Origin of the sequence: Nitratireductor sp. B36, from assembly GCF_020833685.1 — a bacterium.
In the GTDB taxonomy this organism is placed as follows: domain Bacteria; phylum Pseudomonadota; class Alphaproteobacteria; order Rhizobiales; family Rhizobiaceae; genus Nitratireductor.
Map to the genome: position 1 here is coordinate 1,284,892 of NZ_JACKZY010000001.1, position 26,004 is coordinate 1,310,895.

A 26,004-nucleotide genomic window follows, 5' to 3' on the forward strand; every position below is an offset into this window, starting at 1 on the left:
ATGGTGGACTGCAAATGGCATGAATTCGCCTCACCCGAGGCGCTGGCAAAAGAGCTTTCGGCCACTGTCGCCGGAAAGCTCACCGCCGCCGTCAAGGAGCGCGGCCGCGCGGCGATTGCCGTCTCCGGTGGCCGCACGCCTGCCCTCTTTTTCGACCATCTGTCACGGTGCGACATCCCGTGGAACAAAATCACCGTCCTCCTCGTGGACGAGCGTTTCGTTCCGGCGGAATCACCGCGCTCCAATGCCCGGCTGGTCGCCCAGCATCTCTTGCAGAACAAGGCCGCCCGCGCCGCTTTCGTCGGCCTTTATCATCCGGCAAACACCATTGCCGAGGCAGCCGAAAAAGCCGCAGACATGGTCGCAAAAATCCCGGCACCGCTTGATGTCGTGGTGCTCGGCATGGGCAATGACCGGCACACCGCGTCATTCTTCCCTGATGCCACCACCATCGAGACGCTGCTCAAACCGGTGGAAGGACCAGACGTGCTCCCCGTCTCTTCCGAAAGTGCCGGTGAGCCGCGCCTGACCCTCTCCATGAACCGCATTGCCGGCGCGCGTTTCCTTGCTCTCCATATCGAGGGAGACGACAAGCGCGAGACGCTTGAAGGAGCGCTTGCCATGCAACCCGGCCCAGCCGCGCCAATCACAGCGGTGCTTGCCGGGGCAAAACACCCGGCCCGGATCTTCTGGGCACCCGCCAGCCAGAGCTGAGGCGCGGGACCAAACGTAAAAACAGGACGCAACGCCATGACCGCAAGACCCGAAATCGAAGCCGTCACAGCCCGCATCCGCGAGCGTTCGCGCGCCAGCCGCGAAGCCTATCTGGAGCGTGTCGACCATGCTGCCGGTCAAGCGGTGCACCGCTCCGTTCTCTCCTGCGGAAACCTCGCCCATGGCTTCGCCGCCTGCGGCCCGACCGACAAGGCGGCCCTCTCAGGCGACCGCGTTCCCAATCTCGGCATCATCACCGCCTATAACGACATGCTCTCGGCGCACCAGCCCTTCGAGCCCTATCCCAACATGATCAAAGAGGCCGCGCGCGCAGCCGGCGGCGTGGCGCAGGTGGCAGGTGGCGTTCCGGCCATGTGCGACGGCGTCACCCAGGGTCAGCCCGGCATGGAGCTTTCGCTCTTCTCGCGCGACGTCATCGCCATGGCTGCAGCAGTCGGCCTGTCGCACAACATGTTCGATGCGGCCGTCTATCTCGGTGTCTGCGACAAGATCGTGCCAGGCCTTGTGATCGCCGCCCTCACCTTCGGCCATCTGCCTGCCGTTTTCATCCCCGCCGGGCCCATGACATCCGGTCTGCCGAACGACGAAAAGGCCCGCATCCGCCAGCTTTATGCGGAGGGCAAGGTGGACCGCGCGGCCCTGCTTGAAGCGGAATCGAAATCCTATCACGGACCAGGCACCTGCACCTTCTACGGCACCGCCAATTCCAACCAGATGCTGATGGAGATCATGGGCCTGCACACGCCGGGTTCCTCCTTCATCAACCCCAACACGCCCCTGCGCGACGCCCTGACGAAGGAAGCGGCCAAACGCGCGCTCGCCATCACGGCGCTCGGCAACGAGTTCACGCCCGTTGGCCGCATGATCGACGAGCGCTCCATCGTCAATGGCGTGGTCGGGCTCAACGCCACCGGCGGCTCCACCAACCACACCATGCACCTCGTTGCCATGGCGGCGGCAGCCGGTATAAGGCTCACCTGGGACGACATCGCCGAAATCTCCGACCATGTGCCGCTTCTCGCGCGCGTCTATCCCAACGGGCTTGCGGACGTGAACCATTTCAACGCCGCCGGCGGCATGGGCTTCCTGATCCGCGAACTGCTCGATGACGGTTATCTGCATGAAGATGTACGCACCATCTGGGGCGAAGGTCTGCGGCCTTACACGGTCGAGGCGAAGCTTGCCGATGACGGTTCCGTCGCGCGCATACCGGTGCCGGAGTCCAGCGGCAACGAAAAGGTGCTCACCACCGCCGCCAAACCGTTTCAGGAAAGCGGCGGCATCCGTGTCCTGTCAGGCAATCTCGGCAAATCCATCATCAAGATTTCCGCCGTGAAACCCGAGCACCGTCTCATTGAGGCACCGGCCATCATCTTCAACTCGCAAGATGAGATGCAGGAGGCCTTCAAGGCTGGCAAGCTCGACCGCGATTTCATCGCCGTCATCCGCTTTCAGGGTCCCAAGGCCAATGGCATGCCCGAACTGCACAAGCTCACGCCTGCTCTTGGCGTTTTGCAGGATCGTGGCCGGCGCATCGCGCTCGTCACCGATGGCCGCATGTCGGGCGCCTCCGGCAAGGTGCCGGCAGCCATCCACGTCACGCCTGAAGCGCTCGACGGCGGCATGATCGGCAAATTGCGTGACGGCGATCCGATGCGCCTTGACGCCGAGAAAGGCACAATCGAGGTGCTGGTCGACGCGAACGAACTCGCCGCCCGCGAAAGTGCTGCACCGGACCTCACCGCCAACCAGTTCGGCATGGGGCGCGAGCTTTTTGCAGGTTTCCGCCAGCTCGCGGGACGGGCCGATCAGGGGGCTGCCGTTTTCTGATCTGGAACCATAAGCCGGAACCGTGCATTCTTTCTTTGATCGGAGGGGCCGTGAACGGATACTGGTTTCTATTCAGACGATTTTCGCGGGCCCTGTGGTTCTTGCCGGCACTGTTCTGCGTATCGGCGCTGATCGTTGTCGCGCTTGCCTATCTTTCCGCCGGGTTCTTCCCTGAAGGGCTTGAAGAAAGCGCGATCCCGATCACAGTCTCGGCCGATGCCCTGCGCAACATTCTCAGCATTGTCGCTTCGAGCATGCTCACGGTGGCGGTGTTTGCGCTCTCCACCCTCGTGAATCTTCTGACCAGCGCCGCGCAGACCGGTTCGCCGCGCGCTGTCCCGCTCTTTTCGGGCAATCGTGCCGCGCGCACCACGATCTCCGTCTTCATCGGCGCATTCCTCTTCTCGATCATCGGCATTATCGGCCTGTCGAGCGGCATCTATACGCTGGGCGGACGTCTGATCCTGTTCATCGCCACCCTCTTTGTCGTCTTCGCGGTTGTCTGGGCTTTGATCCGTTGGGTACGCGAAATCTCGGTTGTGGGCCGCGTGGTGGAAATGACGAGCCGTCTGGAAGATGCCACCCTCCAGGCCCTCAACCGGCTTGGCCGCGACGGGCTCTATGGCTGCAGTGAGGGCGAAGGCGCGCCCATCGGGCACGAGGTTGCGGCAGGCAGCGTCGGTTTCGTGCAGCATTTCGACCCCCACGCGCTACAGGACCTGGCGGAAGACAAGGGACTTGTCATCCATGTGCGTGTCCGGCCCGGCGACTATGTCGACCATGCGGCAATCATTGCCGTGGTTGTCGGCGAAGCGGATGAGGCGGTGCTGAATGCCATTCGCGGCGACTTTATCATTGGCGAGGAGCGCACTTTCGATTCCGATCCCGGTTTCGGCTTTCTCGTTCTGGCCGATGTGGCGCGGCGGGCCTTGTCGCCGGGGGTCAACGATCCCTCCACCGCCAATCATGTCCTCACGGTGCAGACGCGTCTTCTGGCCAATTGGGCGCGGAAGGAGAAGGAAGAGGAACGGAAGGATCCACCTTATCCGCGCATCCGTTTTGTGCCGGTCAGTCCGGAGCGTTTGCTGGACGAGGCTTTTCGGCCGATCTCCTATGAAGCCGCATCTGCTGCACCCGATGTTCAACAGGCATTGGTGCGCGGCCTGACCTCGCTCGCCCGCGTTTCACCGGATGCGTTCGAAAGGGCCGCAGCGACCCTCGCGAAAGATTTCATGGCCCGCGCCGGCTCTGAAGGTTCGCACGAGCCCGACATTGTCGCTCTACGAAAGTTGGCAGCCGGTTTGACCGGAGGCACCGAGCGCCCTCGCCCTTCGACAAGCTCAGGATGAGGGCTGTTGAGACGCAAGACGCATGTCCCCAGCGACGCTATCCGTCAACGCTGTAGTAGCCCTCATCCTGAGCTTGTCGAAGGGCGAGGGCGCCTGGCACAACCATCAAAATGAGCCAGAACACCAATCTCAATAGGTGGTGCGCCGCTCTTCGGAGGGCGGTCGCCCGAACTGCTGGCGGTAGCTCTGCGCGAAATAGGAGTGTGAGGTGAAACCCGTGGCAATCGCCACGTCGAGGATCGCCATGTTGGTCTGACGGAGAAGCTCGCGCGCCCGCTCCAGCCTCAACCGCATGTAATAACGCCCCGGCGTCATGCCCAGATGCCGCAGAAACAGCCGTTCCACCTGCCGCACCGAGAGGCTTGCGGCTCGTGCGAGTTGCACCGCCGAATAAGGCTCGTCCAGATTGTCGGCCATCAGCTCGACGATCTTCTTCAGCTTTTCCGATTTTCCGGTAAGGTCACGCTCCGGCCCCGTCCGCTGGCGGTCGCCCGGCGAGCGGATGCGCTCGTGCTGGAACTGGTTGGCCACCTCGTTGGCTAGTTCCACACCCAGGTCATTGCGCACGATTTCCAGCATCAGGTCTATGGAAGTGGTCACGCCGGCGCAGGTATAGCGCTTCCGGTCGATCTCATAGACATTGCCAGTGCACTCGATCTCTGGAAAGCGCTCCATGAAGGAGGCCCGGTTCTCCCAGTGTATCGTGCAGCGATGCCCCTCAAGCTGGCCGGCCTCTGCCAGAAGATAGGATCCCGCCGCCAGTGCCCCAAGCGCCGCGCCCCGGCGCCCAAGCGCGCGCAAGCCTGCCAGAACCGTGCTCTTGCCTGGAAACTCCGTCGTCAGCCCCACGCAGACGAAGAGAATGTCGACCGGTGGCAGGTCGGCGATCGCATAGTCGATCTTGATCGGCAGACCGTTGGAGGCCATCACCGCTTCACCATCGGCGGAGACGGTGACCCAGCTATAGACATCCCGTCCCAGAAGACGATTGGCCGAGCGGACGGTGTCGATGGCCGCCGCCAGCGAAAACATCGAGAATTTGTCTACCAGCAGAAAGGCAAACTGCCGGGTATCCTGCCGTGCCTCGCCCATGGCCAATTGTTGTAAAGCAGGCTGTTCGGGCAGGAAAGACATGGCTGATGATCCAGACTGGCTCAGGCGCTAGAAAGCAGGAGGCTCAAGCCCCGCCTTGCGGAATGCCGATGTCAGCGTGTTCGCCATCAGCATGGCGATTGTCATCGGCCCGACGCCACCCGGCACCGGCGTGATCGCGCCGGCGTTTTCCTTCGCCTCGGCAAAAGCGACATCGCCGACAAGCCGGGTCTTCCCCTCGCCCTTTTCCGGTGCGGGGATGCGGTTGATGCCCACGTCGATCACCGTGGCGCCGGGTTTCACCCAATCCCCGCGGATCATCTCGGGGCGTCCGACCGCTGCCACAACAATGTCGGCGGTTTTTGCAAGCGCGGGAAGGTCCTTCGTTCGACTGTGGGCGATCGTCACCGTGGCGTTCGCTGCCAGAAGCAGGTTTGCCATCGGCTTTCCGACGATGTTGGAGCGTCCGATCACCACCGCCGAAAGCCCCGAAAGATCGCGGCCACGCACTCGTTCCAGCATCAGCATGGCGCCAGCAGGCGTGCAGGGCACAAAGGCGCTGTCCAGTTCGCCGGTGCCGAGGCGGCCCACATTGATGAAATGGAAGCCATCAACATCCTTGTCGGGGTCGATGGTCTGGATGATGCGGCCCTCGTCGATATGTTTCGGCAGGGGGAGCTGCACCAGAATGCCATGGATCGCGGGATCGGCATTGAGCTCCTCGACCAACGCCACCAATTCTTCCTCGCCGGTCTCCTCCGGCAGCGAATGCTGCACAGAGTGAAACCCACATTCCTTCGCGCGGCGCGATTTGGAGGCGACATAAACCTGGCTGGCCGGATCCTCACCGACGATCACCACAGCAAGCCCCGGCGTCACACCGGTTTCAGCGAGCCTGGCGGTCTCGGTCTTGACCTTCGCCACCACATTTTCCGCAAGGGCTTTTCCGTCAATGATTTCGGCCATGTCATTCCCCGGTGCAGCTATCAAGCGGTGCAAGGTGACTCTTCGCGGGAAGAGGTTCGCACATGAGCCCGCATAATGGGGAAAACACAGAACCGCAATCCCGTCACAGCGCCGTTCCCTGACGTTATTGGAAAAGGCGGTGTTTCAGATCAGTAACGATGCCTGTTTAACCGGCGTGCCGTCAGCGCATCCACTTCGCGGCGCACAGCCTTGAGGCGATCATGGATCTCATCGAAGCGTTCGCTGCCTTCATCTTGGTCCTCGTCTTCGACACGCTCCCGCGCTTGCTGCGGCATGACACCGAAATCAGCCTGAAACGGCATGGGAGCCTGCTGCCACATTGAATAGGGCTGCATCATCGGCATTCCCACGACCTGGGGCATCGGTGCCATCATCTGCATCGGCCCGGGAACCATCATGCCCGGCTGTATCGCCATCTGCGCTGCCGGCCAAGTCGGTGGGTAAGCCGGGGCGGTTACGGTTTGAAAATTCGATGCGGGTGCCTGCTGGGGCGGGTGCTGGGCCGCGACATGAGGCACTGGCTGAGGCTGTGCAGCCGGTCTGGCGCGTTTGCGAGGTTGCCCCTGCACCTGCTCGACGAGCTCCGCGCTTTCATTGGCATCGAACGCATCGGCAAACGCCTCCTCATTCTCCACCTCATGACTTGCCTGCGCGGTCGTATAGCGTTCGTTCGGTCGCGGACGCCGATCCTGCAAGTGTTCCTGCGAGACATCGTATCGACGGCTACGTTCTTCAATGTCACGCCGGCGCGTGCCGCCTCGCGGCGGGGTGGGGTCGGGTTCGGGATCGCCTTCATCGGCATCTCCTCCGTCGGCGTTCCATCGGCCACTGCCGCCGTCACGGTCGCCAGCCTGCCGCTCGGCCATATTTTCACGCAGGCTGCGAATTGCTCCACCTGTCGCGCCAAGCCCCACACCGAACATGAAGCCCAGGATCATCCCCGCCATCGCAATCGACGAACGCGAGGGGCCGGTGGGGTCCAGTGGTGGTACGGCCTGCGAAATCACGCTGACATTCGCTGTGTTCAGGCGCTCCTGCTGGCCGGTTTCACGTGCCCTTAAAAGCAAGGCCTCGTAGACTGATCGCTTGGCGTTGGCCTCGCGCTCCAGTTCGCGCAGCGTCACGCGCTCCGATTCCAGGTTCCCTTTCTGCACCTTTAGCCGGGCAAGCTGCCCCGATAGATCCTGTTCGAGTTGGACCGCGCGCTGCAATTCCACCTGATTGGAGGCGACCACACGGCGCAACTCGCGTGCAATCTCATCACGCGCGCCGGCCAGTTCCGCGTCCACGGCCTGCCGGTCCGGATGGCGCGGGCCGAACCGAACCGCCAGCCGTCCAGCCTGCTGTTTCAGGCTTGCATATTGTGCGAGCAGTTCCGTCATCACGGGTGAGGCAACCTGCTCCGGCAGAGCGCCGCCCAGCACCGTCTCCACATCCAGCGAGCGTGCTGCAGCCGCGCGCGCATTCAGCTCGGATGTGCGCGCCCGCGCGGCCGAAAGCTGCTCGTTGAGGCGCAGAATCTCTTCGTCAGTGATCAGGCGCCCCTGGGCATCCACGATGTCGTTCTTGGCCTTGAACTCGGCAACAGCGCGCTCGGCCTGTTCGACTTCGTCCCGCAGTGACTGGAGCTGATCGGTGATTTCGCGGTTGGCACGGCCTGCTGTCGCCGACTGCAATTCACCATAGGTGGAAAGGAAGACATCCCGCGTCGTTGTTGCGATCAACGCCGACTTTTCGGCATCTTTGGTGGTGGCGCCGATGGTGATGATAAATGTTTTCGCGTTCCGCCCGACATCCAGGGCCTCGAAGAGATTCTCGACCGCAATCGTATGCCGGGCCGAGCCACCATCCTCATCATTGCCGTTGATCAGCGCCGAGATCAGCGCACGCGGGCTCAACAGCAGGCTCAGAATACTGCCGCTACCTGAGCCGTTGAATTCCGGATCATCAGCGAGATCGAGCTCATCCACCACCCTGGACAAAACATTGCCTGAGGTTATGACCGCGACCTGGTTTTCGATGAGTGCCAGCGTTGCGTCGGAAGGCAGGCCGCCGCGCGTCAGGTCGCGTTCAACGATCTGCAGATCACGTGGATCAAACAGCAACTGCGTGGCCGCGTAATACATTTTCGGCGTGGAAAGCGCGATCATCACACCAATCACCGCGCCGAGGATTGTCGTCAGAAGAATGAGCCATTTGGCCCGCAGGATTCCGCCGATCACCTCAACGGGATCAATCAGCGGCCGCCACACCTGCTCGTCGGAGTTCGGTCGCTGCGCACCGGGGGTCGGCCGGCGATGCTTTTTCGTGTGATCAGGCTCTTCATCGCTGAAGGTTACGCGTTGCGTGGTCCCCCTTCCCTCCGGACGACGCGCGCGCTCAGCCCGCTGCGTTTTCTGAGGGGAAGATCCAACCTCGGGCAACGGGAAAAGCCGGCCGATCAGCCGCTCGCGCAAGGGCGGCTTGCCGGCATGTGTCGCTTCAGGCCGTATGGCGGGCTGCCGTTGCGTTTCCGCGCGCCTCGCCAATTCAGGGTCCGTTACATCTCTTTTGGCTTCCGCCCGCCGAAGATAGGCGTCCGCCGAAGATGCTCTTTCCCGTCGGGTATCCTGAGCGTCGCGCTCCTCTTGTGCGCGCGAGAGCAGCGATCCTCCGCCGCGATCCTTGCGCACCGAGCTCTGCTGTTGGCGGGGCAGCTCCGGAAGCTCCTCCTCCGGTGCCCGTATTGACAGCAGTGAACGCACCTGTCCGCCGCTCCGAGGCCTTTTCTTGCTTGGATTGTCGGCGTCGAACATTGTACGCGCAGCTCTCGCTCATGAACGGGAAGCGGGCGCATAAGCCCGCGATTATGTTAACTCAAGCTAAAGAGGCACGGGTAACAAAGAGTTAACGGTAAGCATTTCGAAACAGGTTTTTTGCCGGCGTGGGAATTTGCGGAACAGCGCATTAAGTTTTGTCGGATAGTGTCGCCGCAAACCGCTTATCGAAACCAGGCGATCCGGGGTCTTCTCATTTCGTTCCGTGACATCATATCCAGTCAGCGACAGGTGCTGCGCGACTATCTTGCGGCCGTCAGCGGGTCGGCCGGGCGGTTGGTCTTTTCTCTCGCCTATTTCGTCATTCTGGCTAACAGCCTGACGATTGCCGATTTCGGGTTGTTTGCGACAGCCTCCGCCGCCGGTGTGATGGTCGGGCGGCTGCTCGCGCTCGGCTTCACCGCCACGCTTTATCGGATCGCCACGGTGAAGCCTCGGCTTCTGGGAACCTATGCCGCCGGCTTCCTTGTCCTGGCCCTTGCCTCGCTGCCGCTGATCGCGCTCGCCAGCACCGTTCTGTATCTGGTGTTTTTCGCAGGTGACTTGCGGGTGCTTCCTTTCGCCCTCGTCATCGTTTCCGAGGCGGTCGCCTGGCGTCTGACAGAGACCGTGATCGTCGTCAACAATGGTCTCAATCGCTTCGGTCGGGCTGCAACGATCCTCATCGTCAGCATAGCCATCCGCGCGCTTGCGGCCTTTGTGTTTACGTTTCACACCAGCCAAGACTTGTTGAACTGGACCGTGTTCTACCTGGTTGCCAACATTGCCGCACTCATCTTTGCCTTGTTGTTCTATTGCCCCCGGCAACGCCTGCGGCTGCAAACCTCGCTCTATCTGCGCCGGCTCCCCGACGCACTTTACGTCGCCGGAGCGGAGGTGCTTTTCTATCTCCAGATGGAGCTCGACAAGCTCCTCGTTCTGGCCCTTGGAAATCCCACACTAGCGGGCATCTACGCGATCATCATGCGGCTGGTCGATCTTACCGCGATCCCGATCCGCTCCTTCTCCATGCTGCTCGTGCAGCGCATGATGCGGTCCCCTGAAATGCTCAGGAGCTGGGCGCTGCGTCTGGGGATCGAAGGTGGGGTTTTCGCCGTTTCGGTGCTTGCGCTGGCGACCATGGCGACCATCCTCGCCTTCTATCCGACCCTGCTCGGCAGCAATGTGGCGGAGGCCGCTCCCCTGGTCATCCTGGCGCTGGCTGTTCCCGGCCTGCGAAACCTGACCGAATATCAGGCAGATCTTCTTTTCGCCCGCGGTCAGACTTTCCTGCGGGCGGTCAATCTCGGCGTGCTCGCCGCTGCCAAGGCCGCCCTCCTCTCGCTGGTGCTGAAGTCATTCACCGAAACCAGCGACATCATCCTGTCGCTGAATGCCGTTTTTGCCGTACTCTACCTGTTGTCGATGGTGCTGACCTATCGCGCGCTCGCCATGCCGGCGAAACGGGTGTGAACCCCGTCAGCGGATCATCCGGCGCAGTGGCTCCAGATCGGTCTCGATGAATGACTGGATGCCAATGGCCACCTGGTGGGCTTCCATTTCGGCGATGAGTTTTTCCAGACCACCTGTGTCGAGCTCATGGCCGAACCAGAGAACATGACAGAACGCCCGGTCGTCGTGAAAGTGCCCGCGACCTGCAAGCACCTCGTCCACATAACGACCGTAGAGTATGCACTCGGAGAAACGCCGATCTGCAGCCACCGCGCGGATCCAGGGTTTTTCGTGCAAGGTCTCGATATGACGCAGCATGCCGACCACGCTGTCACGCCGCCACGAGATCAGCGTTGTGATATAGTCGTGCTCTGTTTCCTGCCCTGCAGGCAAACCAAGCGCCTGCCCGGCATTTGCCGACCATTGGCGATGACCGAGATCGACCAGCGCATTCATCCCGCCATCGCGGCGGTAGAGCCGCACCTTCTCTCCCTGCCAGAATGCGCTGCAATGGAAAGGTTTCAGGAACACGACATCGGAATCGCAGTAGACCAAAACCTCTTGCTCCGCCTTTTCGGCAAAGGCGATCCGCCGCAATTGCTGCACGTGCCAGCCGCGCAGGGGCGCCAGCCGTGTGCTCAACCATATGTGCCGTCTGAAGAACACGGTGGGGTCGCGCACCGCATGGAGCCAGGCAGGGAGAAGATCGCGCTCATCCACCACCACGCGCCGTTCTGATTCCAGAATCCGAAAGCGCTCGACATCGTGCCCTGCCACCAGAAGATAATGCCGGTCATATCCGGTCACAAAGCGATCCATCGATTCGCAAAGTAGCCGGCAACGCTCGAAGTCGCCCGCATAGCTTGGCGTCACGATCGCAGCGCTGTGCCCCACGGTCATGGTTATGCTCCGCCCCGCTTGCCCCGGAATTTCTGCCGGAAAACCCTGAGAAGAAAGATGGGATTGCCCACCACATAGCGGCGCCAGAGACGGCGTGGCTCCAACCCCAGACGAAAGAGCCATTCCAGCCTCAATCGCCGCATCCAGAGCGGTGCCCTCGGCACCGCGCCGCTCAGAAAATCAAACAGAGCGCCCACGGCGATCGGCACCTTGCAATGCTCGGGGCCGAGATGATCGGCAATCCAGAACTCCTGACGCGGCACACCCATGGCGACGAGCAGCACGTCGGGTCGCATCTCTTTCAATCTGTCAAGAATGACCTCTTCCTGCTCGGCGTTGAAATAGCCATCGTGCAGAAAGATGAAGTCATGCTGTGGCGCCTGCTCAGACAGTTTCTCGACAGCCGCGAGCGCGTTTTCACGCCGCGCACCGAGCAAGGCGACCGTCAGCTTGTCCTTTTGGGCGCGGAAAAATGCAGGAACGAAATCAGTGCCGTTGAGATTGTCGGGAAACGGCTCGCCGAAAAGAATTCTTGAGGCCAGATCGACACCAATGCCATCGGCCAACACGAGAAACCTAGGCAGGATCCCGCGAAAACGCGTGTCTGCGATAGCCACATTCGCATTGTGTGCGTTGAGAAACGTGACGGGTGTGAACTGACAGGTCGCAATGTTCTCCGACAGCAATGCCATCGCGCCATCCCGGCCGATGACTGTCACCGACGTACCAAGTATGTCGCGTCGCGGCAGCGTTGCGTGTGCAGTGTTTGAAGTTGCCACATTCATGCGGCTGCATCCCGCCTGCTGAAGCCGGCCTCATCAAGCCCATGAAGAATAGCTGTGTCGAGTGCTTTGCGCTGGGCCTCGTAGAATTTTCGCCCGTCCAGATCGACCGGATCCCTGGCCGCGCGCAGCAGAGCTTCCGCGAAGGTGCGGGGATCATCAGCCACAATACAGTTCTGCGGTTTATACGATATGCCTCGCAGCGCGCTCTGTGTCGCGACACTTGGCAAGCCGAGCTCGAACGTTTCGATGGTCTTGAGCTGGACCCCCGTGCCGGCGCGGCTGATCAAAGGCACCACCTTGCCGCTGCGTACGAATTCCACCGCGTCGGGGACACGCCCGACAAACGACACCCGCTTGTGTCTCTGCGCGAGATCTGCCGGTGCATCGCCCGCCACGGCGATGCGAAAGCTTTCGGGGAGATGCGGCACCACCTCTTTAAGGAACCAGTCGAGGCCGATCCGGTTCGGCGCCCAGCTCCAGGTGCCGATCAATGCGGCGTCATAACGCGTCTTGCGCGGCCCCGCGGAGACGCCCGCCGGTCCATGGGCCACCAGCGGCAGCACCGCCGAGCGTTTGTCACCGGACACGCCCAGAAGCTGGCGATCATCTTCCGACAGCGTGAAGACGAACCGCGCCTGGGCACAAAGTTCTGCTTCCAGCGTTTTGAGAAGGCGCGCCTCACGTCGAAACATGAAACCTCCAACGAAGCCCTGCGCGGCGGCCGCACTTTGCTGCGCGGAGAGGTGCTCCACATTGTGCGCCACATAAATGGACGGCAGCTCGGCAAAGATCTGACGAAACGCTCCGGCAAACTGGACGGAGTTGAAAATCACCCCATCGACCGTCCCAAGCTTGTCCAACGCTGCGCGGATATCTCCGGGTGAGGCGAGCAGCATCTTGGCGGACGAAAACGTCATGCCTCTCATTATCGCTTTGACGAGCCAGCCGAGCTTGGTCAATCCACTGGCGGCTTCCGTGCGCGGGTCCAGTTCTCCAAGCACCAATGATTCTTCGGTCGTGGCATGATCCGCACGTCCTTGCCACGCAAATCCCATCACCGAGATCCGGCAGCCAGCGCGCGCGAGTGCATCGAGAATGGCCGCGTTGGCAATCTCATATCCGCTTTTGGGTGTTCCGTCGGGAACGATGGATGTCGCAAAGACCAGATGCATGCACTATTCCTGTTTGGGACTTTTTTTTCAAAGAGCAATGAACTCTTGATTAAGGAATGGCGACGCCAATCGATTTTCGCTGGCAAATCAACAGTTCCACACCGCAAAAACCCGCCGTATTTAACGCCGCCTTAATTGCCTCGACCGCTTATAGAGCACGAATCAGCAGCGCGTGGCGGGATTGTGACGCAGGAAAAAACAGGCAGAGCGGTTTCAATCGTAGCGCGTACGCCCTCGCTTGACGCGCAATCCCTAGCGTGTGTCATCACCGTACCCACCTTCAAGCGACCGGACCAGCTTCTGAACACGCTTCACTCGCTGGCCTCGCAAGCAACGGAGCGCCCGTTCGCCGTGATTGTCATGGAGAATGAGGCAGAGGAACGAGCCGGAGCCAACGCCGCCGCACCGCTTTTTGCCGATGGAACCTTCGAAGGCCTCGTGATTATCGCCCATGAACGGGGAAATTGCTGCGCCTACAATGCCGGCTGGGAAACGGCCCTCACCGAATTCCCGAACTTCCGTTATCTCGCCGTTATAGACGACGACGAACTGGCATCCCCGCACTGGCTGGAAAATCTCTGTTCCACGGCCGAGCGCTTCGAGGCCGATATCGTTGGCGGCCCTCAGGTGCCCGTCTTCGCAAAGCCCGCGCATGAACGCTGGGCGACGCACCCGGTCTTTGCCCCGCCCTATGATAAAACCGGCCCTGTTCCCGCACTTTTCTCATCGGGCAATCTGCTCCTCTCACGGCGGGTTCTGGAGGCGATGCCGCGCCCCTTTCTCGATCTTCGGTTCAACTTCATGGGCGGGGGCGATTCGGATTTCCTGAGCCGCGCCAGTCAGAAGGGCTTCCGCCTCGCCTGGTCGGCGGAGGCCGAGACACAGGAGATCGTGCCCGCGCGCCGCGTCGAACGGGACTGGATCCGCGCCCGGGCGCTGCGCAATGGCGTCATCTCCACGCTTGTCGAGAAGAAGAAGCGGCGAGATCAGAGTTTTGGCAAGCTACTTGTGTTTGCAAAGAGCCTTGCGCTGCTTGCCGCCTCGCCGTTTCGCGGCGCGCTTCGCCTTGCCGCCACTGGCTCCGTCTCCACAGCCATGTATCCGGTCTATGTGGGGCTCGGCCGCGTCATGGCCGAATTCGGCTACGCCAACGAACAATACCGCGAGCCGGAAAAGAATTAGCCCCGCAGACGGTCGACTTCCCGCCGCCGATTGTGTATCGCTCCCCTCCCCCAATCGATCCACACTCCGGCAAGGACAATCCCCATGCGAGCGCTCAGCGGCGGCATCGACTTCGGCACGTCGAATTCCACAGTCGGCTTCATGGAGAACGGCGCACCCCGCCTCATTGCGCTCGAAGCGGGCGAGGTCACCATGCCGAGCGCCGTGTTTTTCAGTTTTGAGGATGACCGCACCTATTTCGGGCGCGGCGCCGTCAGCCGTTATACCGAGAATGTGGAGGGGCGCCTCCTGCGCGCGCTCAAGAGCGTTCTGGGTTCATCCCTCATCCATGAAAAAACGCGAATTAAAGCCCATTCCATCGCGTTTTCCGACATTATCGGTTCGTTTCTGCATTTCCTGAAAGAAAATCTCGAAAACCATCTCGGGGGTCCGGTCGACAACATCGTGCTTGGACGCCCGGTGCAGTTTGTCGATGACAATCCGCAAGCCGACAGGCGCGCGCAGGACGAGCTGGAGAAAGCCGCGCAACGCCGCGGCTTCGCCCATATCGAGTTTCAGTTCGAGCCGATTGCAGCCGCCCTCGATTATGAGCAGCAGGTTGACCGCGAAGAACTCGCGCTCATCGTCGATATCGGCGGCGGTACGTCCGACTTTTCCATTGTCCGCGTTTCCTCCGACCGTGCGAAACTGGCGGACCGCAAGGACGATATTCTCGCTAACCATGGTGTGCATATCGGCGGTACGGATTTCGACCGGCTTTTGAGCCTCTCCCGGCTGATGCCGGAATTCGGCTACCGCACGCAGACAAAAGACGGCAAGCGCTTTCTGCCGGCTGGCTATTTCAACGATCTGGCCACCTGGCAGCGCATTCACATGCTCTACACCAACCGCGCCATGACGGATTTGAAACAGATCCGCTATGAGGCTGCCCAACCCGAGCTTGTCGAGCGGATGATCGACGTGGTCGCCAACCGGCAGGGTCATGCGGCGGTCGGCGCGGTGGAACGGGCAAAGATTGCGCTCACGGACGAAACCGAAAGCGCCATCAAGCTTCCGCTTACCGACGAGACGCTCGACCTGCCGGTCACACGCGACCAGTTGAACGATGCCATTTCAGCCACGGTCGACCGCGTTCAGAATGCCGTTTCGGAAACGCTCGCCCTTGCCCGCATAGCCCCCGAACAGATCACCGCCCTCTTCCTCACCGGTGGTTCCTCTGCCATCCCGCTCCTGCGCGAGAATGTCCTGCGCATGCTGCCCGCGGCAACCGTCGTCGAAGGCGATATGTTCGGCTCCGTTGGACGCGGCCTTGCACTGGACGCAGGCCGCAGGTTCGGCACCTAGGGTCAGGACCCATTAATATGGCCGCAATGGCGATCGATAGACCAAGAGATGCAAGGAGAAGCCCGCAGAGCGGGGTCCTCCCCCCGGTCAAGGGGTTTGACGCAGCAGGTCGCCGGTCTATCGAACGTCCTTCGGATCGGCCTGATTTGCACGGCCTACTTTGTCGCAAGACCTTGAAAGACATGAAGTCTTCCTGCGGCCCTGCTTCGCGTATCCGCACAAATCAGGCCGACCATTGCGGCCATATTAATGGGTCCTGACCCTAGGCACGCTTCGCCATTGCATTCCAAGCCCGCACGCGGCATTCCTTTGCGATCATCAAGGGAGAAGTTTCATGGGCAAATCGGTCATCCTCGTCGGCTGCGGCAATATGGGTTATGCCATGCTGAAGGGCTGGATCGCCGCGGGCAAGCTGGCCTCGAAGGACGCAACCGTGGTGGAACCGAATGAGGGTCTGCGCGCCCGCGCTGCGGCCCTGGGTGTAACCGTTGCCGAAAGCGTGGATGAACTTGACGCAGGTGCCGACATGATCGTGTTCGCCGTCAAGCCGCAGGTCATCCGCGATGTCGCCCCGGCCTATGCCCGATTTACCGACAAGGCCACATTCGTCAGCGTTCTTGCCGGCACTGGCACGGCCACATTCGAGGAAATTCTCGGCCGCCATGCCGCGGTCATGCGCTGCATGCCCAACACGCCGGCCGCCATCGGCAAGGGCATGATGGTGCTCTTCTCCAACCGCAATGTGACCGGCGAGGCAAAAGCCTTCGCCGAGGAACTGCTGGCCACCAGCGGTGCTGTCACCACCATCGACAATGAAGAGCTGATGGACGCCGTCACCGCCGTTTCCGGCTCCGGCCCGGCCTACATCTTCCACTTCATCGAGTGCCTGACGGCTGCCGGCGAGAAGGCCGGCCTGCCGAAGGAAACCGCGAAGCTTCTCGCCATGCAGACGGTCTACGGCGCGGCCTGCTTGGCCAAAGAAAGCAATGACGAGCCCGGCAAGCTGCGTGAACAGGTGACAAGCCCCAACGGCACCACCGCCGCCGCACTCTCCGTTTTCATGGATGAAAACCGGCTGCTTGATCTTGTGAGCGAGGCCGTCGACGCTGCGAAAAAGCGCTCCATCGAACTGGGGAAGTAGAGGATCGGCGCAGGCCCCTCATCCGCCTGCCGGCACCTTCTCCCCGCCAGCGGGGAGAAGGAAGAAAATCGGAAAGGGAAGCGCCAGCTTCAAGTCCCCAAAGCACCGCCTCCCCTTCTCCCCGCAAACGGGGAGAAGGGGACATTAAAGGTGACACGCCTTCCGGTTAAGACGCGCTTCCTTCTCCCCGCCTGCGGGGAGAAGGTGCCGGCAGGCGGATGAGGGGCGAGCGCCCCACGCCATCACCCTTCGCCAAACACCATCGCATCCTGCCGCGACCTGAGCGCCACCAGCCGCGAAGCCGCGTCGGGCGCAACATTCGCATAGGTCAGAAGCGCGCCCTTTTTCACCGGGAGGTCACCGTGCCCCCTCCAAGCAACCCGCATGGCGCCGCCTCGCCTTCTCATCTCAAACGAGAGGAAGGGAACATGGAAGGTGACACGCCTTCCGGTTACGACGCGCTTCCTTCTCCCCGCCTGCGGGGAGAAGGTGCCGGCAGGCGGATGAGGGGCGAGCGCCCCACGCCATCACCCTTCGCCGAACACCATCGCATCCTGCCGCGACCTGAGCGCCACCAGCCGCGAAGCCGCGTCGGGCGCAACATTCGCATAGGTCAGAAGCGCGCCCTTCTTCACCGGGGCCGTCACCGTGCCGCCCTCAAGGAGCCCGCATGGCACGGCCTTCGCCGTGCGCGCCTCTTCCGCTGTCATGATCCACGAGCGGTAGGAATATTCGCCGATGGCGTCGAGCCGGTCGCCGGGGGCGAGATCCTTCTTGGCCACCGCGCAGACTTCCGCGACCGGCCTATCGAGCGGCACCATGTCCGCCTTCCCATAAAGCACGGCGCGGGCGCAGGTGAGCGGCACTTCCAGCGAGGTCAGGTGATAGGGCCGGAAGAAGGTGTAATACGGCCCCTCGCCGAGCTTCAGATCGTTCATGCGCTCGCGCAGGCGCGGATGATCCATCTCCGCCACCACGAACACGCCGGGCGCGACACCCTTGCCAACTGTGAAATCGACACAGCCCTTCTTCGAGAGCACGCCGCCATCGGCAATCGGGCAGAGAACGCTTGAAAGCTCCTCGCGGCTTGCCGCCGGGCCATGCATGCCCGGCCTGTCCGGCACGAGGCCCGTGGCATTGGCGATGGCCGCCATCTCCACCATGGTCTTGGAACCGTCGACGAACTCGACCAGCATGCGCACATTCATGTTGCGCCGTTCCGCTTCCTCGGCATAGTCGTCCGGCACGGCATCCACATTGAGCGGGTTGTTCTTGCCCTTGCCGGCGGCAACGATGTCATGCCCCATGGCCGAGACGAACTCGATCAGCTCCATGCAGGAAGACGGCTCGTCGCCCGCGCCCAGCGAATAGGTCACGCCCAGCCGCGCCGCCTCACGCTTAAGATAAGCGCCGATGGTCACGTCGGCCTCGACATTCATCATGACGAGATGCTTGCCGGCCTCCATCGCCGAAAGCCCGATCTCCGCGCCCACCGCCGGCTTGCCGGTGGCGTCGATCACCACGTCCACCAGATCGTTCTGCGCCACCATCAGAGAATCGCCGCAAAGCGCTGTCTTGCCGGCGCGGATCGCATCGGCGATCGCGCCAGACGTCGTCGCCTCGACAGCGCTTTCGGCAGCACGTCCGGCAATCTCGATGGCCCTTGCCGCGCGTTCAGGCCGCGTGTCGGCGATTGCCGCCACCTCGATGCCCTTCATGCGCGCCACCTGCGTGACGATGTCGGTGCCCATCTCGCCGCAGCCGATCAGGCCGATACGCACTGGCCGACCGTCATCCGCCCGCTGTTCCAGATCGCGCGCAAGGCCGGTAAGCGCCACATTCGTCATTCGAACTCCTCCTCATTTGGCGCCCGAAAGGGAAGTAACCGAACGCCGATTGTCAATTGGCCTTAAGCTGCACCGGAACAGGACTGTTCTTCTTGATATCTTTCAGAACGAGGTTGGTGCGCACATTGGCGATACCCGGCAGGCGGAACAGAAAATCTTCGAGAAACCGGTTATAGGCCGCCAGGTCCCGGCACACGACGCGCAGATGATAATCCGCCTCTCCCGTGGTGGAGTAGCAGTCGAGCACTTCGGGCCGCCGCCGCGTCTCGGCGATGAACGTGTCCACATGCCGGTGATCATGCCGCGTCAGCGACACATGCACGATGGCCTGAAAACCGAGCCCCGCCTTCTCCACGTCCAGCAGAGCCGCATATTGCGTGATCAGCCCCGCTTCCTCCAGCGCCTTCACCCGCCGCCAGCAGGCCGAAGCCGACATGCCGGCCCGCTCCGCCAGCTCCTGGTTCGAGAGCCGGCAATTGGCCTGAAGCGCATCCAGAAGCTTCCTGTCCTGCTCACTCAGCTTTTCGGGCATAGGTCCAATTCCTGAAAAATTCTCCGGCACGACCATCTATATCGGATAATTCTTTCAGAAACCAAACTCCAATCGCCAAATCTGGCAGGAAATTCCACCCCTGCCGGTTTAGAATTCTTCCAGTCTGCACCGGAGGAATTGCATGACCGTCCAACCCAAGGCCGGCGAACTCGCACGCTATCAGCTCGAGGACCGCTACACCCAGGAGAAGGGCCGCGTCTTCATGACCGGCACGCAGGCGCTCGTGCGCGCCGTGCTCGATCAGGCGCGCCGCGACCGCGCGAGCGGCCTCAACACGGCAGGCTTCATCTCCGGTTATCGCGGATCGCCGCTGGGCGCGCTCGACCTGGAATTATGGAAGGCGAAGGACCGGCTCGACGCCGCCCGCATCGAATTCCTCCCCGCCGTCAACGAAGATCTCGCCGCCACCGCCGTGCTCGGCAGCCAGCAGGTGGAGACCAATCCGAAGCGCGAGGTCGAGGGCGTTTTCGGCCTCTGGTATGGCAAGGGCCCCGGCGTCGACCGCTCGGGCGATGCGCTGAAGCATGGCAACGCCTATGGCTCCTCGCCCCATGGCGGCGTGCTGGTGGTTGCCGGCGACGATCACGGCTGCGTCTCCTCCTCCATGCCGCACCAGTCGGACGTCGCCTTCATGGCGTGGTTCATGCCGACGCTCAATCCCGCCAGCGTGTCGGAGTATCTGGCCTTCGCAGAATATGGCTACGCCCTGTCGCGCTTCTCGGGCATGTGGGTCGGCTTCAAGGCCATCTCGGAAACGGTGGAATCGGCAGCCTCCGTCGACATCCCACTCCCCCGCAAATTCGAGACGCCCGATTTCACCCCGCCACCCGGCGGGCTCCACTATCGCTGGCCGGACCTTCCCGGCCCGCAGATCGAGGAGCGCATGGAGGCGAAGAAGCACGCGGTGCTGGCGTTTGCCGAAGCCAATCCCATCGACCGGCACATCTATGATGTGAAGGATGCCCGTTTCGGCATCGTCACCACCGGCAAGGCCCATCTCGACCTCATGGAGGCGCTGCGTCTTCTGGGCGTCGGCGAAGCCGAATGCCGGCAGCTCGGCATCGACATCTACAAGGTCGGCATGGTGTGGCCGCTCGCCCGCCGCGCAGCACTCGACTTCGTGAAAGACAAAGAAGAAGTCCTCGTCATCGAGGAAAAACGCGGCATCGTCGAAAGCCAGTTCAAGGAATATTTCTACGACTGGCCGGGCCACAAGCCGCACGCCATGGTGGGCAAGCGCGACGAGGCTGGCGAACGCCTCGTTCCGTGGACCGGCGAGCTCTCGCCGCGCCTCCTACTCCCCATCGTGGCAAAACGGCTTGAAGGCATCTTTCCCGACAGCGGTTTTGTGGAGCGCGCTGAAAAGATCCTCGACACACCGGCCATCGCCCTACAGGTGGAAGGTGCGACCCGCACGCCCTATTTCTGCTCCGGCTGCCCGCACAACACCTCCACCAAGGTACCGGAAGGCTCGCAGGCGCTGGCGGGCATTGGCTGCCATTTCATGGCAAGCTGGATGGACCGCGAAACCACCTCACTCATCCAGATGGGTGGCGAGGGTGTGAACTGGGCGGCCTCCTCGCTCTTTACGGGCAAGGACCACGTCTTCCAGAATCTCGGCGAAGGCACCTGGTATCACTCCGGCTCCATGGCGGTCAGGCAGGCGATTGCCGCAAAGGCCAACATCACCTTCAAGATCCTCTACAACGACGCCGTCGCCATGACCGGCGGCCAGCCGGTGGACGGCCCCGTCAGCGTTCAGGCCATTGCGCATTCCTCGCGCGCCGAGGGCGTTGAACGCATCGCGCTCGTCTCCGACACACCGGACAAATTCCAGCCCGGCGAGCTGCCCGCCGGCACCACCATCCATCACCGCCGCGAGATGGATGCCGTCCAGCGTGAGCTGCGCGAGGTGAAGGGTGTTTCGGTCCTCATCTACGAACAGACCTGCGCAACCGAAAAGCGCCGCCGCCGCAAGCGCGGCCAGATGGAAGACCCGAAGAAATTCGTCGTCATCAACGACCTCGTCTGCGAGGGCTGTGGCGACTGTTCGGTGGAGTCCAACTGCCTCTCCGTCGAGCCGTTCGAAACCGAGTTCGGCACCAAGCGCAAGATCAACCAGTCGTCCTGCAACAAGGACTTCTCCTGCGTGAACGGCTTCTGCCCGAGCTTCGTCACCATCGAAGGCGCAACCCGCAAAAAGCGCTCCGGCATGGAGATCGACCTGACGCGGCTTGCCGCCGACCTCCCCGATCCCGAGCTTCCGGCGCTCGACACACCCTTCGACCTGATGATCACCGGCGTCGGCGGCACCGGCGTCGTCACCGTCGGCGCGCTCATCACCATGGCCGCGCATCTGGAGGGACGCGGTTCGAGCGTCCTTGATTTCACCGGCTTTGCGCAGAAATTCGGGCCGGTGCTCTCCTATGTCCGGCTGGCATCCTCTCCCGACGATATCCATCAGGTCCGCATCGACCAAGGTGCAGCGGATGCCCTGATCGGCTGCGACATCGTCGTCTCGTCCTCGCCCAAGGCGTCAGCCAGCTACCGCCCCGGCATGCGCGCGGTGGTGAACCTTGCCAAGATGCCCACCGGCGATATCGTGCGCAAGCGTGATGCGAGCCTTCGCGTCGACCAGCGGCTTGCCGCCATTGAAGGCGTGACGGGCAAGGATGCACTTGCGGCCATGGACGCCAACCGCCTTTCTGAAACGCTCATGGGCGACACGGTGTTCGCCAATGTCATGATGCTCGGTTTCGCCTGGCAGAAGGGCCTCGTGCCCGTCTCGCTCAACGCGCTTACCCAGGCCATCGTGCTGAACGGCGTCGCCATCGAGAAGAACCACCGCGCCTTCCTCATTGGCCGTCTGGCGGCGGAAAAGCCCGACGCTCTGAAGGGCCTGCTCGACCCGAAGCCGCGGAACGACGGAACGCTTGATGAGATCATCACCCGCCGCGAGGCCTTTCTGACCGACTATCAGAACACGGCCTACGCCGCGCGCTACCGCCGTCTGGTGGATCGCGTGCGTGCCGCCGAAGCCCTGCTGGGCAATGATGCCGTCAGCCGGGCCGTTGCCCGCTCGCTCTTCAAACTGATGGCCTACAAGGATGAATACGAGGTCGCCCGCCTTCACACTGAAACAGGTTTTTCTGCCCGCATCGCAGACGAGTTCGAAGGCGACTATCGCATCGTCCATCATCTCGCCCCGCCATTCCTTGCTTCCGGAAAAGATGCGCGCGGCCGTCCGCTCAAGCGTGAGTTCGGTCCGTGGGTGCGCCTGCCGTTCCGCATGCTCGCCCGCATGAAGCGCCTGCGCGGCACCATCTTCGATCCTTTCGGCTACACCGCCGAACGACGCATGGAGCGCGAGTTGATCGATTGGTACGAAGCGCATGTCGAGAAAGTGCTTGCGCAGCTCGACGCCGGCAATGCCGAAACGCTTGCCGAAACCCTGGCGCTGCCCATGCAGATCCGAGGCTACGGCCCGGTGAAGGAAGAAGCAGCCAAGCGCATCCGTGCCGAGATGGATGCGCGTCTTTAGGCACGCCTGAAGATCGCCCCACCCCGCTCCTTCGTCATCCTCGGGCCCGACCCGAGGATCCATGCCAGAACGCCGAAGACAAAGCCCAGCCTCTCAAAGAATGCGCGTCATTTTCCACGCCGGTGCAGGCGCCACCGCAACGGCACGGATCCTATGGTCAAGCCATAGGATGACTAGGGAGACAACGGATGCTTTCCATGGCATCCGAGGAGCCCGGCGCAAACGCTCATGAAACGCGCTTTGCACCCGGTTTTCCCACTTCGCGCGAACTTCCCATAAGGCTCTGATATAAAACAGTTTCATGAAATCTTTCGACCTTCTTGTCGTCCCATTTGCTTGCTCCGGTCCGCCGACTGTGCAAATAGCATTGGTCGAAGATATTCCGAGAGGTCCTCATGACTGTCATCACCCGCCGTGCGCTTGGCGCACTCGCCCTTTCCGCCGCCGTGGTCGGATTTGCACTACCGTCGCAGGCCGCCGACAAGATCAATGTCGGCATTCTGTCGCTCACATCCCATTCGCCCAGCATCATTGCCGAGGCGAAAGGCTATTTCGAAGCGCAGGATCTCGAGGTCGAGTTCGTCTCGTTCCAGGCCGCGCAACCCATGGCGGTCGCCATCGCATCGGGTGACGTCGATTTCGGCATGACGGCCATTTCCGGTGGCCTGATCAGCCTTGCCGACAAGGGCGTGGTCAAGATCATCGGCGGCGCCCTGCAGGAAACGCCGGATGTCGAGGGCCAGAAGATCCTCGCCTCCAAGGCCGCATACGACGCCGGCGTAAAGACGCCCGCCGACCTGAAAGGCCGCACCTACGGCATTACCACCACCGGCTCCTCCTTCCACTACATGGCGCACAAGATCGCCGACAAGGAAGGTTTCGACCGTTCGGAAATCCAGGTGAAGCCGTTGCAGAAGGTGCCGGCTGTCATCGCCTCGCTCAAAAGCGGCCAGATCGATGCATGGTCCATCGTGCCGAACATTGCCGGCGCGCTCACCAAGGGTCCGGAAGTGGTGGAGATCGGCAAAGTGTCCGATTACATCGACAATTATCAGGTCACCACGGTCTTCACTTCCACGAAAAACGCGACAGAAAAGAAGGATCTGGTCGAGCGCTTTCTCACCGGCCTTTCCGAGGGCATCAGCGATTACAATGCGGCGCTCGTCGACAAGACCATGAGCGAGGAAGACACGGCAGCCATCGTCGGGATGATCCACAAATATGTCTATTCCGACCAGCCGCTCGAAAAGGCCGATCCGCGCATCCGCGCCGGCGCGATGCGTATCAATGAGGGCGCGGCACTCAGCGTCGCAAGTGTCGAGGATCAGCTTGAGTGGTTCAAGTCTGAAGGCCTCGTGCCCGATGGCGTGACGATGGAAAAGCTGGTCGACACCAGCTTTGTGGAAACCCGCTAACAATGAAACCGCCCCGGCCCGCCCGGGGCGGCATTCTTTGAGCCGATGCAGCTTCTTCTCAGAAACATTACCCATCACTATGGCGGCAGGACCGTCCTCGACGACATTTCGCTCACCGTGGATGATGGAGAAATCGTCTGCATCGTCGGCCCCTCGGGTTGCGGCAAGTCCACGCTTCTGCGCATCGCCGGTGGGCTGGAAAAGCCGGATCAAGGACAAGCGCTTCTGTCCGGCCCGGCGCCGGAAGGCTCGCTCAATCCGCTGACCTACATCTTTCAGGATTTCGCCCTTCTTCCCTGGCGCAGCGTCGAAGGCAATGTCAGCCTTGTGCTGGAAGATCACGGCATCGCCGCTGCCGAGCGCAAGGCCATCATAGCCGATGTGCTTGCCCGCACCAATCTGTCCGATTTCGCAAAGGCGCTGCCGCGCCAGCTTTCCGGAGGCATGAAGCAGCGCGTGGCCATTGCCCGCGCGCTCGCCGTCAAGCCGGCCATCATGCTGATGGACGAGCCGCTTTCCGCGCTGGACAGCCAGACCCGCGAACTCCTGATGGACGATCTCGTGGCGTTATGGACCCGCGAGCGGTTTTCCGCCTGCTACGTCACGCACAACCTCAACGAGGCCGTGCGCCTTGGCAGCCGCATCATCGTTTTGTCCCGCCGGCCCGGGCGTATCCGCGACGTGGTGGAGATCGACATGCCGCTCGCTGAACGTGCCGACCGGCTGGCGGAGCTCGAACCCCTGCAACGCCGCGTTTGGGAAATCATGCGCGAGGAAGCACGCGAAGCCGATCGGGAGATTTCCGATGTCGCATGATACCACGCGCGACGTGCCTGCCGCTGGTGTTTCCGAAACAGGCAACCAGCGCCCCGTTCCATTCCGGGGCGGCGGTTTCGTCCACCGCTCGCTCGGTCCCGTCGCGCCGATTGTCTTTCTCGTCATTCTGGCGATCTGGGAGCTGGGCTCGCGTTCGGGCTTTATCAGCGCGATTGCCCTGCCAGCCCCTTCCGAGGCGTTCGGTGCGCTGGTCGATCTCTTCCAGACGGGCATGCTGTGGAAACATCTGGGCGCCAGTCTCTACCGGCTCATTGTCGGCTGGACGCTGGGCAGCCTTCTGGGCATAGCGGTCGGCCTGTTCATTGGCCTCTTCTCCCTTGCCCGCGCCGGGCTTCTGCCGCTCGTCTCCGCCCTTTTTCCGGTGCCGAAGATCGCGCTTTTACCGCTCTTCATCATCTGGTTCGGCATTGGCGAAGGCTCGAAGGTGGCGACCATCCTCTTCGGCACGTTCTTCCCCACCGTGATCGCCACCTATGGCGGGGTGGACAATGTCGACCGCAATCTCATCCGCATGGGCCAGTCCTTCGGCCTTTCGTGGCTGTCCATCGTGCGCAAGATCATCGTGCCGGGCGCGATGCCGGCCATCCTGTCGGGCTTTCGCATCTCGGCTTCGATCGCCATCGTTCTGCTTGTGGCGGCAGAGATGATCGGCGCTGAATTCGGTGTCGGGGCCTATATCCTGATGGCCGGAGCGCTTTTTGCGCTCGATCAGCTTATTGCCGGTGTGGCGCTTCTCTCGGTCATCGGCCTCATCATTGCCTGGCTGATCGGCAAGCTTGAAAAGCGACTTCTTTCATGGCGAACCTGACGCTTCGCGCGGGTTTTGAAAAAAGTCCCTGCAAATCGACCGAAGGGCGCTTGTCAGCGCAAAATCTCGTGCTATAACCCACGCGCTTCCGGCGGAGAACCAACCCCGCCACCGCCCGCAGAAATCTCTGCCCCGGCGATGCGAAGCAGGGTTTGCCCAGGTAGCTCAGTTGGTAGAGCAGCGGACTGAAAATCCGCGTGTCGGTGGTTCGATTCCGCCCCTGGGCACCATTTTCCACT

The 26,004-nt window shown here is 61.9% G+C and carries 20 protein-coding genes and 1 tRNA gene; 12 read left to right on the plus strand and 9 right to left on the minus strand.

The window, feature by feature from the left end:
- The 3 genes from pgl to H7H48_RS06285 are packed head-to-tail and all read left to right on the plus strand — an operon-like array spanning nt 1 to nt 3,914.
- Entirely contained in the window at nt 1-714 is a 714-nt protein-coding gene (gene pgl, locus H7H48_RS06275) for a 6-phosphogluconolactonase (RefSeq protein WP_229447910.1), read from the plus strand.
- A 36-nt stretch (nt 715-750) separates the two neighbouring features.
- Nucleotides 751-2,565, plus strand: a complete 1,815-nt coding sequence (gene edd / locus H7H48_RS06280; protein WP_229447911.1) for a phosphogluconate dehydratase — start codon at nt 751-753, stop codon at nt 2,563-2,565.
- Nucleotides 2,566-2,615: 50 nt separating this feature from the next.
- The gene (locus H7H48_RS06285) at nt 2,616-3,914 is read left to right on the plus strand and encodes a DUF2254 domain-containing protein (protein ID WP_229447912.1); all 1,299 of its coding nucleotides are present in this window, start codon (nt 2,616-2,618) and stop codon (nt 3,912-3,914) included.
- A 129-nt stretch (nt 3,915-4,043) separates the two neighbouring features.
- Here the strand turns inward: H7H48_RS06285 and H7H48_RS06290 are convergent, their stop codons facing one another.
- The 3 genes from H7H48_RS06290 to H7H48_RS06300 all read right to left on the minus strand — a co-directional run bounded on the left by H7H48_RS06290 (nt 4,044) and on the right by H7H48_RS06300 (nt 8,737).
- Complete coding sequence (locus H7H48_RS06290; RefSeq protein ID WP_229448141.1) at nt 4,044-5,006, minus strand: GlxA family transcriptional regulator; 963 nt, start codon at nt 5,004-5,006, stop codon at nt 4,044-4,046.
- Nucleotides 5,007-5,075: 69 nt separating this feature from the next.
- A complete protein-coding gene (gene folD, locus H7H48_RS06295) occupies nt 5,076-5,972 on the minus strand; it encodes a bifunctional methylenetetrahydrofolate dehydrogenase/methenyltetrahydrofolate cyclohydrolase FolD (protein WP_229447913.1) in 897 nt (298 codons plus the stop codon).
- 149 nt (nt 5,973-6,121) lie between these two features.
- Entirely contained in the window at nt 6,122-8,737 is a 2,616-nt protein-coding gene (locus H7H48_RS06300; protein WP_229447914.1) for a GumC family protein, read from the minus strand.
- A gap of 285 nt (nt 8,738-9,022) precedes the next feature.
- Here H7H48_RS06300 and H7H48_RS06305 point away from each other — a divergent pair, with 285 nt between their 5' ends.
- Nucleotides 9,023-10,261, plus strand: a complete 1,239-nt coding sequence (locus H7H48_RS06305) for a lipopolysaccharide biosynthesis protein (RefSeq protein WP_229448144.1) — start codon at nt 9,023-9,025, stop codon at nt 10,259-10,261.
- Between the two features lie 6 nt (nt 10,262-10,267).
- Here H7H48_RS06305 and H7H48_RS06310 read toward each other — a convergent pair whose 3' ends face one another.
- Genes H7H48_RS06310 through H7H48_RS06320 form a run of 3 tightly spaced genes read right to left on the minus strand, consistent with a single transcriptional unit; the run spans nt 10,268 to nt 13,097 of the window.
- Nucleotides 10,268-11,140 carry a DUF6492 family protein gene (locus H7H48_RS06310; protein ID WP_229447915.1) on the minus strand — a complete coding sequence of 291 codons (873 nt, stop codon included), beginning with the start codon at nt 11,138-11,140 and terminating at the stop codon, nt 10,268-10,270.
- 2 nt (nt 11,141-11,142) lie between these two features.
- A complete protein-coding gene (locus tag H7H48_RS06315) occupies nt 11,143-11,925 on the minus strand; it encodes a WecB/TagA/CpsF family glycosyltransferase (protein WP_229447916.1) in 783 nt (260 codons plus the stop codon).
- Complete coding sequence (locus H7H48_RS06320; RefSeq protein WP_229447917.1) at nt 11,922-13,097, minus strand: glycosyltransferase; 1,176 nt, start codon at nt 13,095-13,097, stop codon at nt 11,922-11,924. Before H7H48_RS06320 ends, H7H48_RS06315 begins: the two co-directional genes overlap by 4 nt.
- Nucleotides 13,098-13,280: 183 nt before the next feature.
- Between H7H48_RS06320 and H7H48_RS06325 the strand changes: the two genes are divergently transcribed.
- The 3 genes from H7H48_RS06325 (at nt 13,281) to proC (ending at nt 16,764) form a co-directional block, all read left to right on the plus strand.
- The gene (locus H7H48_RS06325; RefSeq protein ID WP_370633318.1) at nt 13,281-14,279 is read left to right on the plus strand and encodes a glycosyltransferase family 2 protein; all 999 of its coding nucleotides are present in this window, start codon (nt 13,281-13,283) and stop codon (nt 14,277-14,279) included.
- Nucleotides 14,280-14,363: 84 nt separating this feature from the next.
- Nucleotides 14,364-15,623, plus strand: coding sequence for an Hsp70 family protein (locus tag H7H48_RS06330; RefSeq protein ID WP_229447918.1), 1,260 nt, complete (start codon nt 14,364-14,366; stop codon nt 15,621-15,623).
- Between the two features lie 334 nt (nt 15,624-15,957).
- Complete coding sequence (gene proC / locus H7H48_RS06335) at nt 15,958-16,764, plus strand: pyrroline-5-carboxylate reductase (protein WP_229447919.1); 807 nt, start codon at nt 15,958-15,960, stop codon at nt 16,762-16,764.
- 242 nt (nt 16,765-17,006) lie between these two features.
- Here the strand turns inward: proC and H7H48_RS06340 are convergent, their stop codons facing one another.
- The 3 genes from H7H48_RS06340 to H7H48_RS06350 form a co-directional block, all read right to left on the minus strand.
- Nucleotides 17,007-17,150 carry a hypothetical protein gene (locus H7H48_RS06340; RefSeq protein WP_229447921.1) on the minus strand — a complete coding sequence of 48 codons (144 nt, stop codon included), beginning with the start codon at nt 17,148-17,150 and terminating at the stop codon, nt 17,007-17,009.
- 141 nt (nt 17,151-17,291) lie between these two features.
- The gene (locus H7H48_RS06345) at nt 17,292-18,611 is read right to left on the minus strand and encodes an NAD(P)H-dependent oxidoreductase (RefSeq protein ID WP_229447922.1); all 1,320 of its coding nucleotides are present in this window, start codon (nt 18,609-18,611) and stop codon (nt 17,292-17,294) included.
- Between the two features lie 52 nt (nt 18,612-18,663).
- A complete protein-coding gene (locus tag H7H48_RS06350; protein ID WP_229447923.1) occupies nt 18,664-19,143 on the minus strand; it encodes an Lrp/AsnC family transcriptional regulator in 480 nt (159 codons plus the stop codon).
- A 142-nt stretch (nt 19,144-19,285) separates the two neighbouring features.
- Here H7H48_RS06350 and H7H48_RS06355 point away from each other — a divergent pair, with 142 nt between their 5' ends.
- The 5 genes from H7H48_RS06355 (at nt 19,286) to H7H48_RS06375 (ending at nt 25,995) form a co-directional block, all read left to right on the plus strand.
- Nucleotides 19,286-22,705 (plus strand): indolepyruvate ferredoxin oxidoreductase family protein, encoded by a 3,420-nt coding sequence (locus H7H48_RS06355; RefSeq protein WP_229447924.1) that lies wholly within the window; start codon nt 19,286-19,288, stop codon nt 22,703-22,705.
- A gap of 395 nt (nt 22,706-23,100) precedes the next feature.
- Nucleotides 23,101-24,120: an ABC transporter substrate-binding protein gene (locus tag H7H48_RS06360; RefSeq protein ID WP_229447925.1), complete on the plus strand. Its 1,020-nt coding sequence runs from the start codon at nt 23,101-23,103 to the stop codon at nt 24,118-24,120.
- Between the two features lie 45 nt (nt 24,121-24,165).
- Nucleotides 24,166-24,936, plus strand: a complete 771-nt coding sequence (locus H7H48_RS06365) for an ABC transporter ATP-binding protein (RefSeq protein WP_229447926.1) — start codon at nt 24,166-24,168, stop codon at nt 24,934-24,936.
- Nucleotides 24,926-25,765, plus strand: coding sequence for an ABC transporter permease (locus H7H48_RS06370; RefSeq protein WP_229447928.1), 840 nt, complete (start codon nt 24,926-24,928; stop codon nt 25,763-25,765). Before H7H48_RS06365 ends, H7H48_RS06370 begins: the two co-directional genes overlap by 11 nt.
- Nucleotides 25,766-25,919: 154 nt before the next feature.
- Nucleotides 25,920-25,995, plus strand: a tRNA-Phe gene (locus tag H7H48_RS06375).
- Nucleotides 25,996-26,004: the final 9 nt, after the last annotated feature.

Excerpts from the sequence above, each read along its gene's own strand:
- pgl (WP_229447910.1), top strand. The coding sequence starts at position 1 with ATGGTGGACTGCAAATGGCATGAATTCGCCTCACCCGAGGCGCTGGCA.
- edd (WP_229447911.1), top strand. The coding sequence starts at position 751 with ATGACCGCAAGACCCGAAATCGAAGCCGTCACAGCCCGCATCCGCGAG.
- H7H48_RS06290 (WP_229448141.1), bottom strand. The coding sequence starts at position 5,006 with ATGGGCGAGGCACGGCAGGATACCCGGCAGTTTGCCTTTCTGCTGGTA.
- folD (WP_229447913.1), bottom strand. The coding sequence starts at position 5,972 with ATGGCCGAAATCATTGACGGAAAAGCCCTTGCGGAAAATGTGGTGGCG.
- H7H48_RS06310 (WP_229447915.1), bottom strand. The coding sequence starts at position 11,140 with ATGACCGTGGGGCACAGCGCTGCGATCGTGACGCCAAGCTATGCGGGC.
- H7H48_RS06315 (WP_229447916.1), bottom strand. The coding sequence starts at position 11,925 with ATGAATGTGGCAACTTCAAACACTGCACACGCAACGCTGCCGCGACGC.
- H7H48_RS06320 (WP_229447917.1), bottom strand. The coding sequence starts at position 13,097 with ATGCATCTGGTCTTTGCGACATCCATCGTTCCCGACGGAACACCCAAA.
- H7H48_RS06330 (WP_229447918.1), top strand. The coding sequence starts at position 14,364 with ATGCGAGCGCTCAGCGGCGGCATCGACTTCGGCACGTCGAATTCCACA.
- proC (WP_229447919.1), top strand. The coding sequence starts at position 15,958 with ATGGGCAAATCGGTCATCCTCGTCGGCTGCGGCAATATGGGTTATGCC.
- H7H48_RS06340 (WP_229447921.1), bottom strand. The coding sequence starts at position 17,150 with ATGCGGGTTGCTTGGAGGGGGCACGGTGACCTCCCGGTGAAAAAGGGC.
- H7H48_RS06345 (WP_229447922.1), bottom strand. The coding sequence starts at position 18,611 with ATGACGAATGTGGCGCTTACCGGCCTTGCGCGCGATCTGGAACAGCGG.
- H7H48_RS06350 (WP_229447923.1), bottom strand. The coding sequence starts at position 19,143 with ATGCCCGAAAAGCTGAGTGAGCAGGACAGGAAGCTTCTGGATGCGCTT.
- H7H48_RS06355 (WP_229447924.1), top strand. The coding sequence starts at position 19,286 with ATGACCGTCCAACCCAAGGCCGGCGAACTCGCACGCTATCAGCTCGAG.
- H7H48_RS06360 (WP_229447925.1), top strand. The coding sequence starts at position 23,101 with ATGACTGTCATCACCCGCCGTGCGCTTGGCGCACTCGCCCTTTCCGCC.
- H7H48_RS06365 (WP_229447926.1), top strand. The coding sequence starts at position 24,166 with ATGCAGCTTCTTCTCAGAAACATTACCCATCACTATGGCGGCAGGACC.
- H7H48_RS06370 (WP_229447928.1), top strand. The coding sequence starts at position 24,926 with ATGTCGCATGATACCACGCGCGACGTGCCTGCCGCTGGTGTTTCCGAA.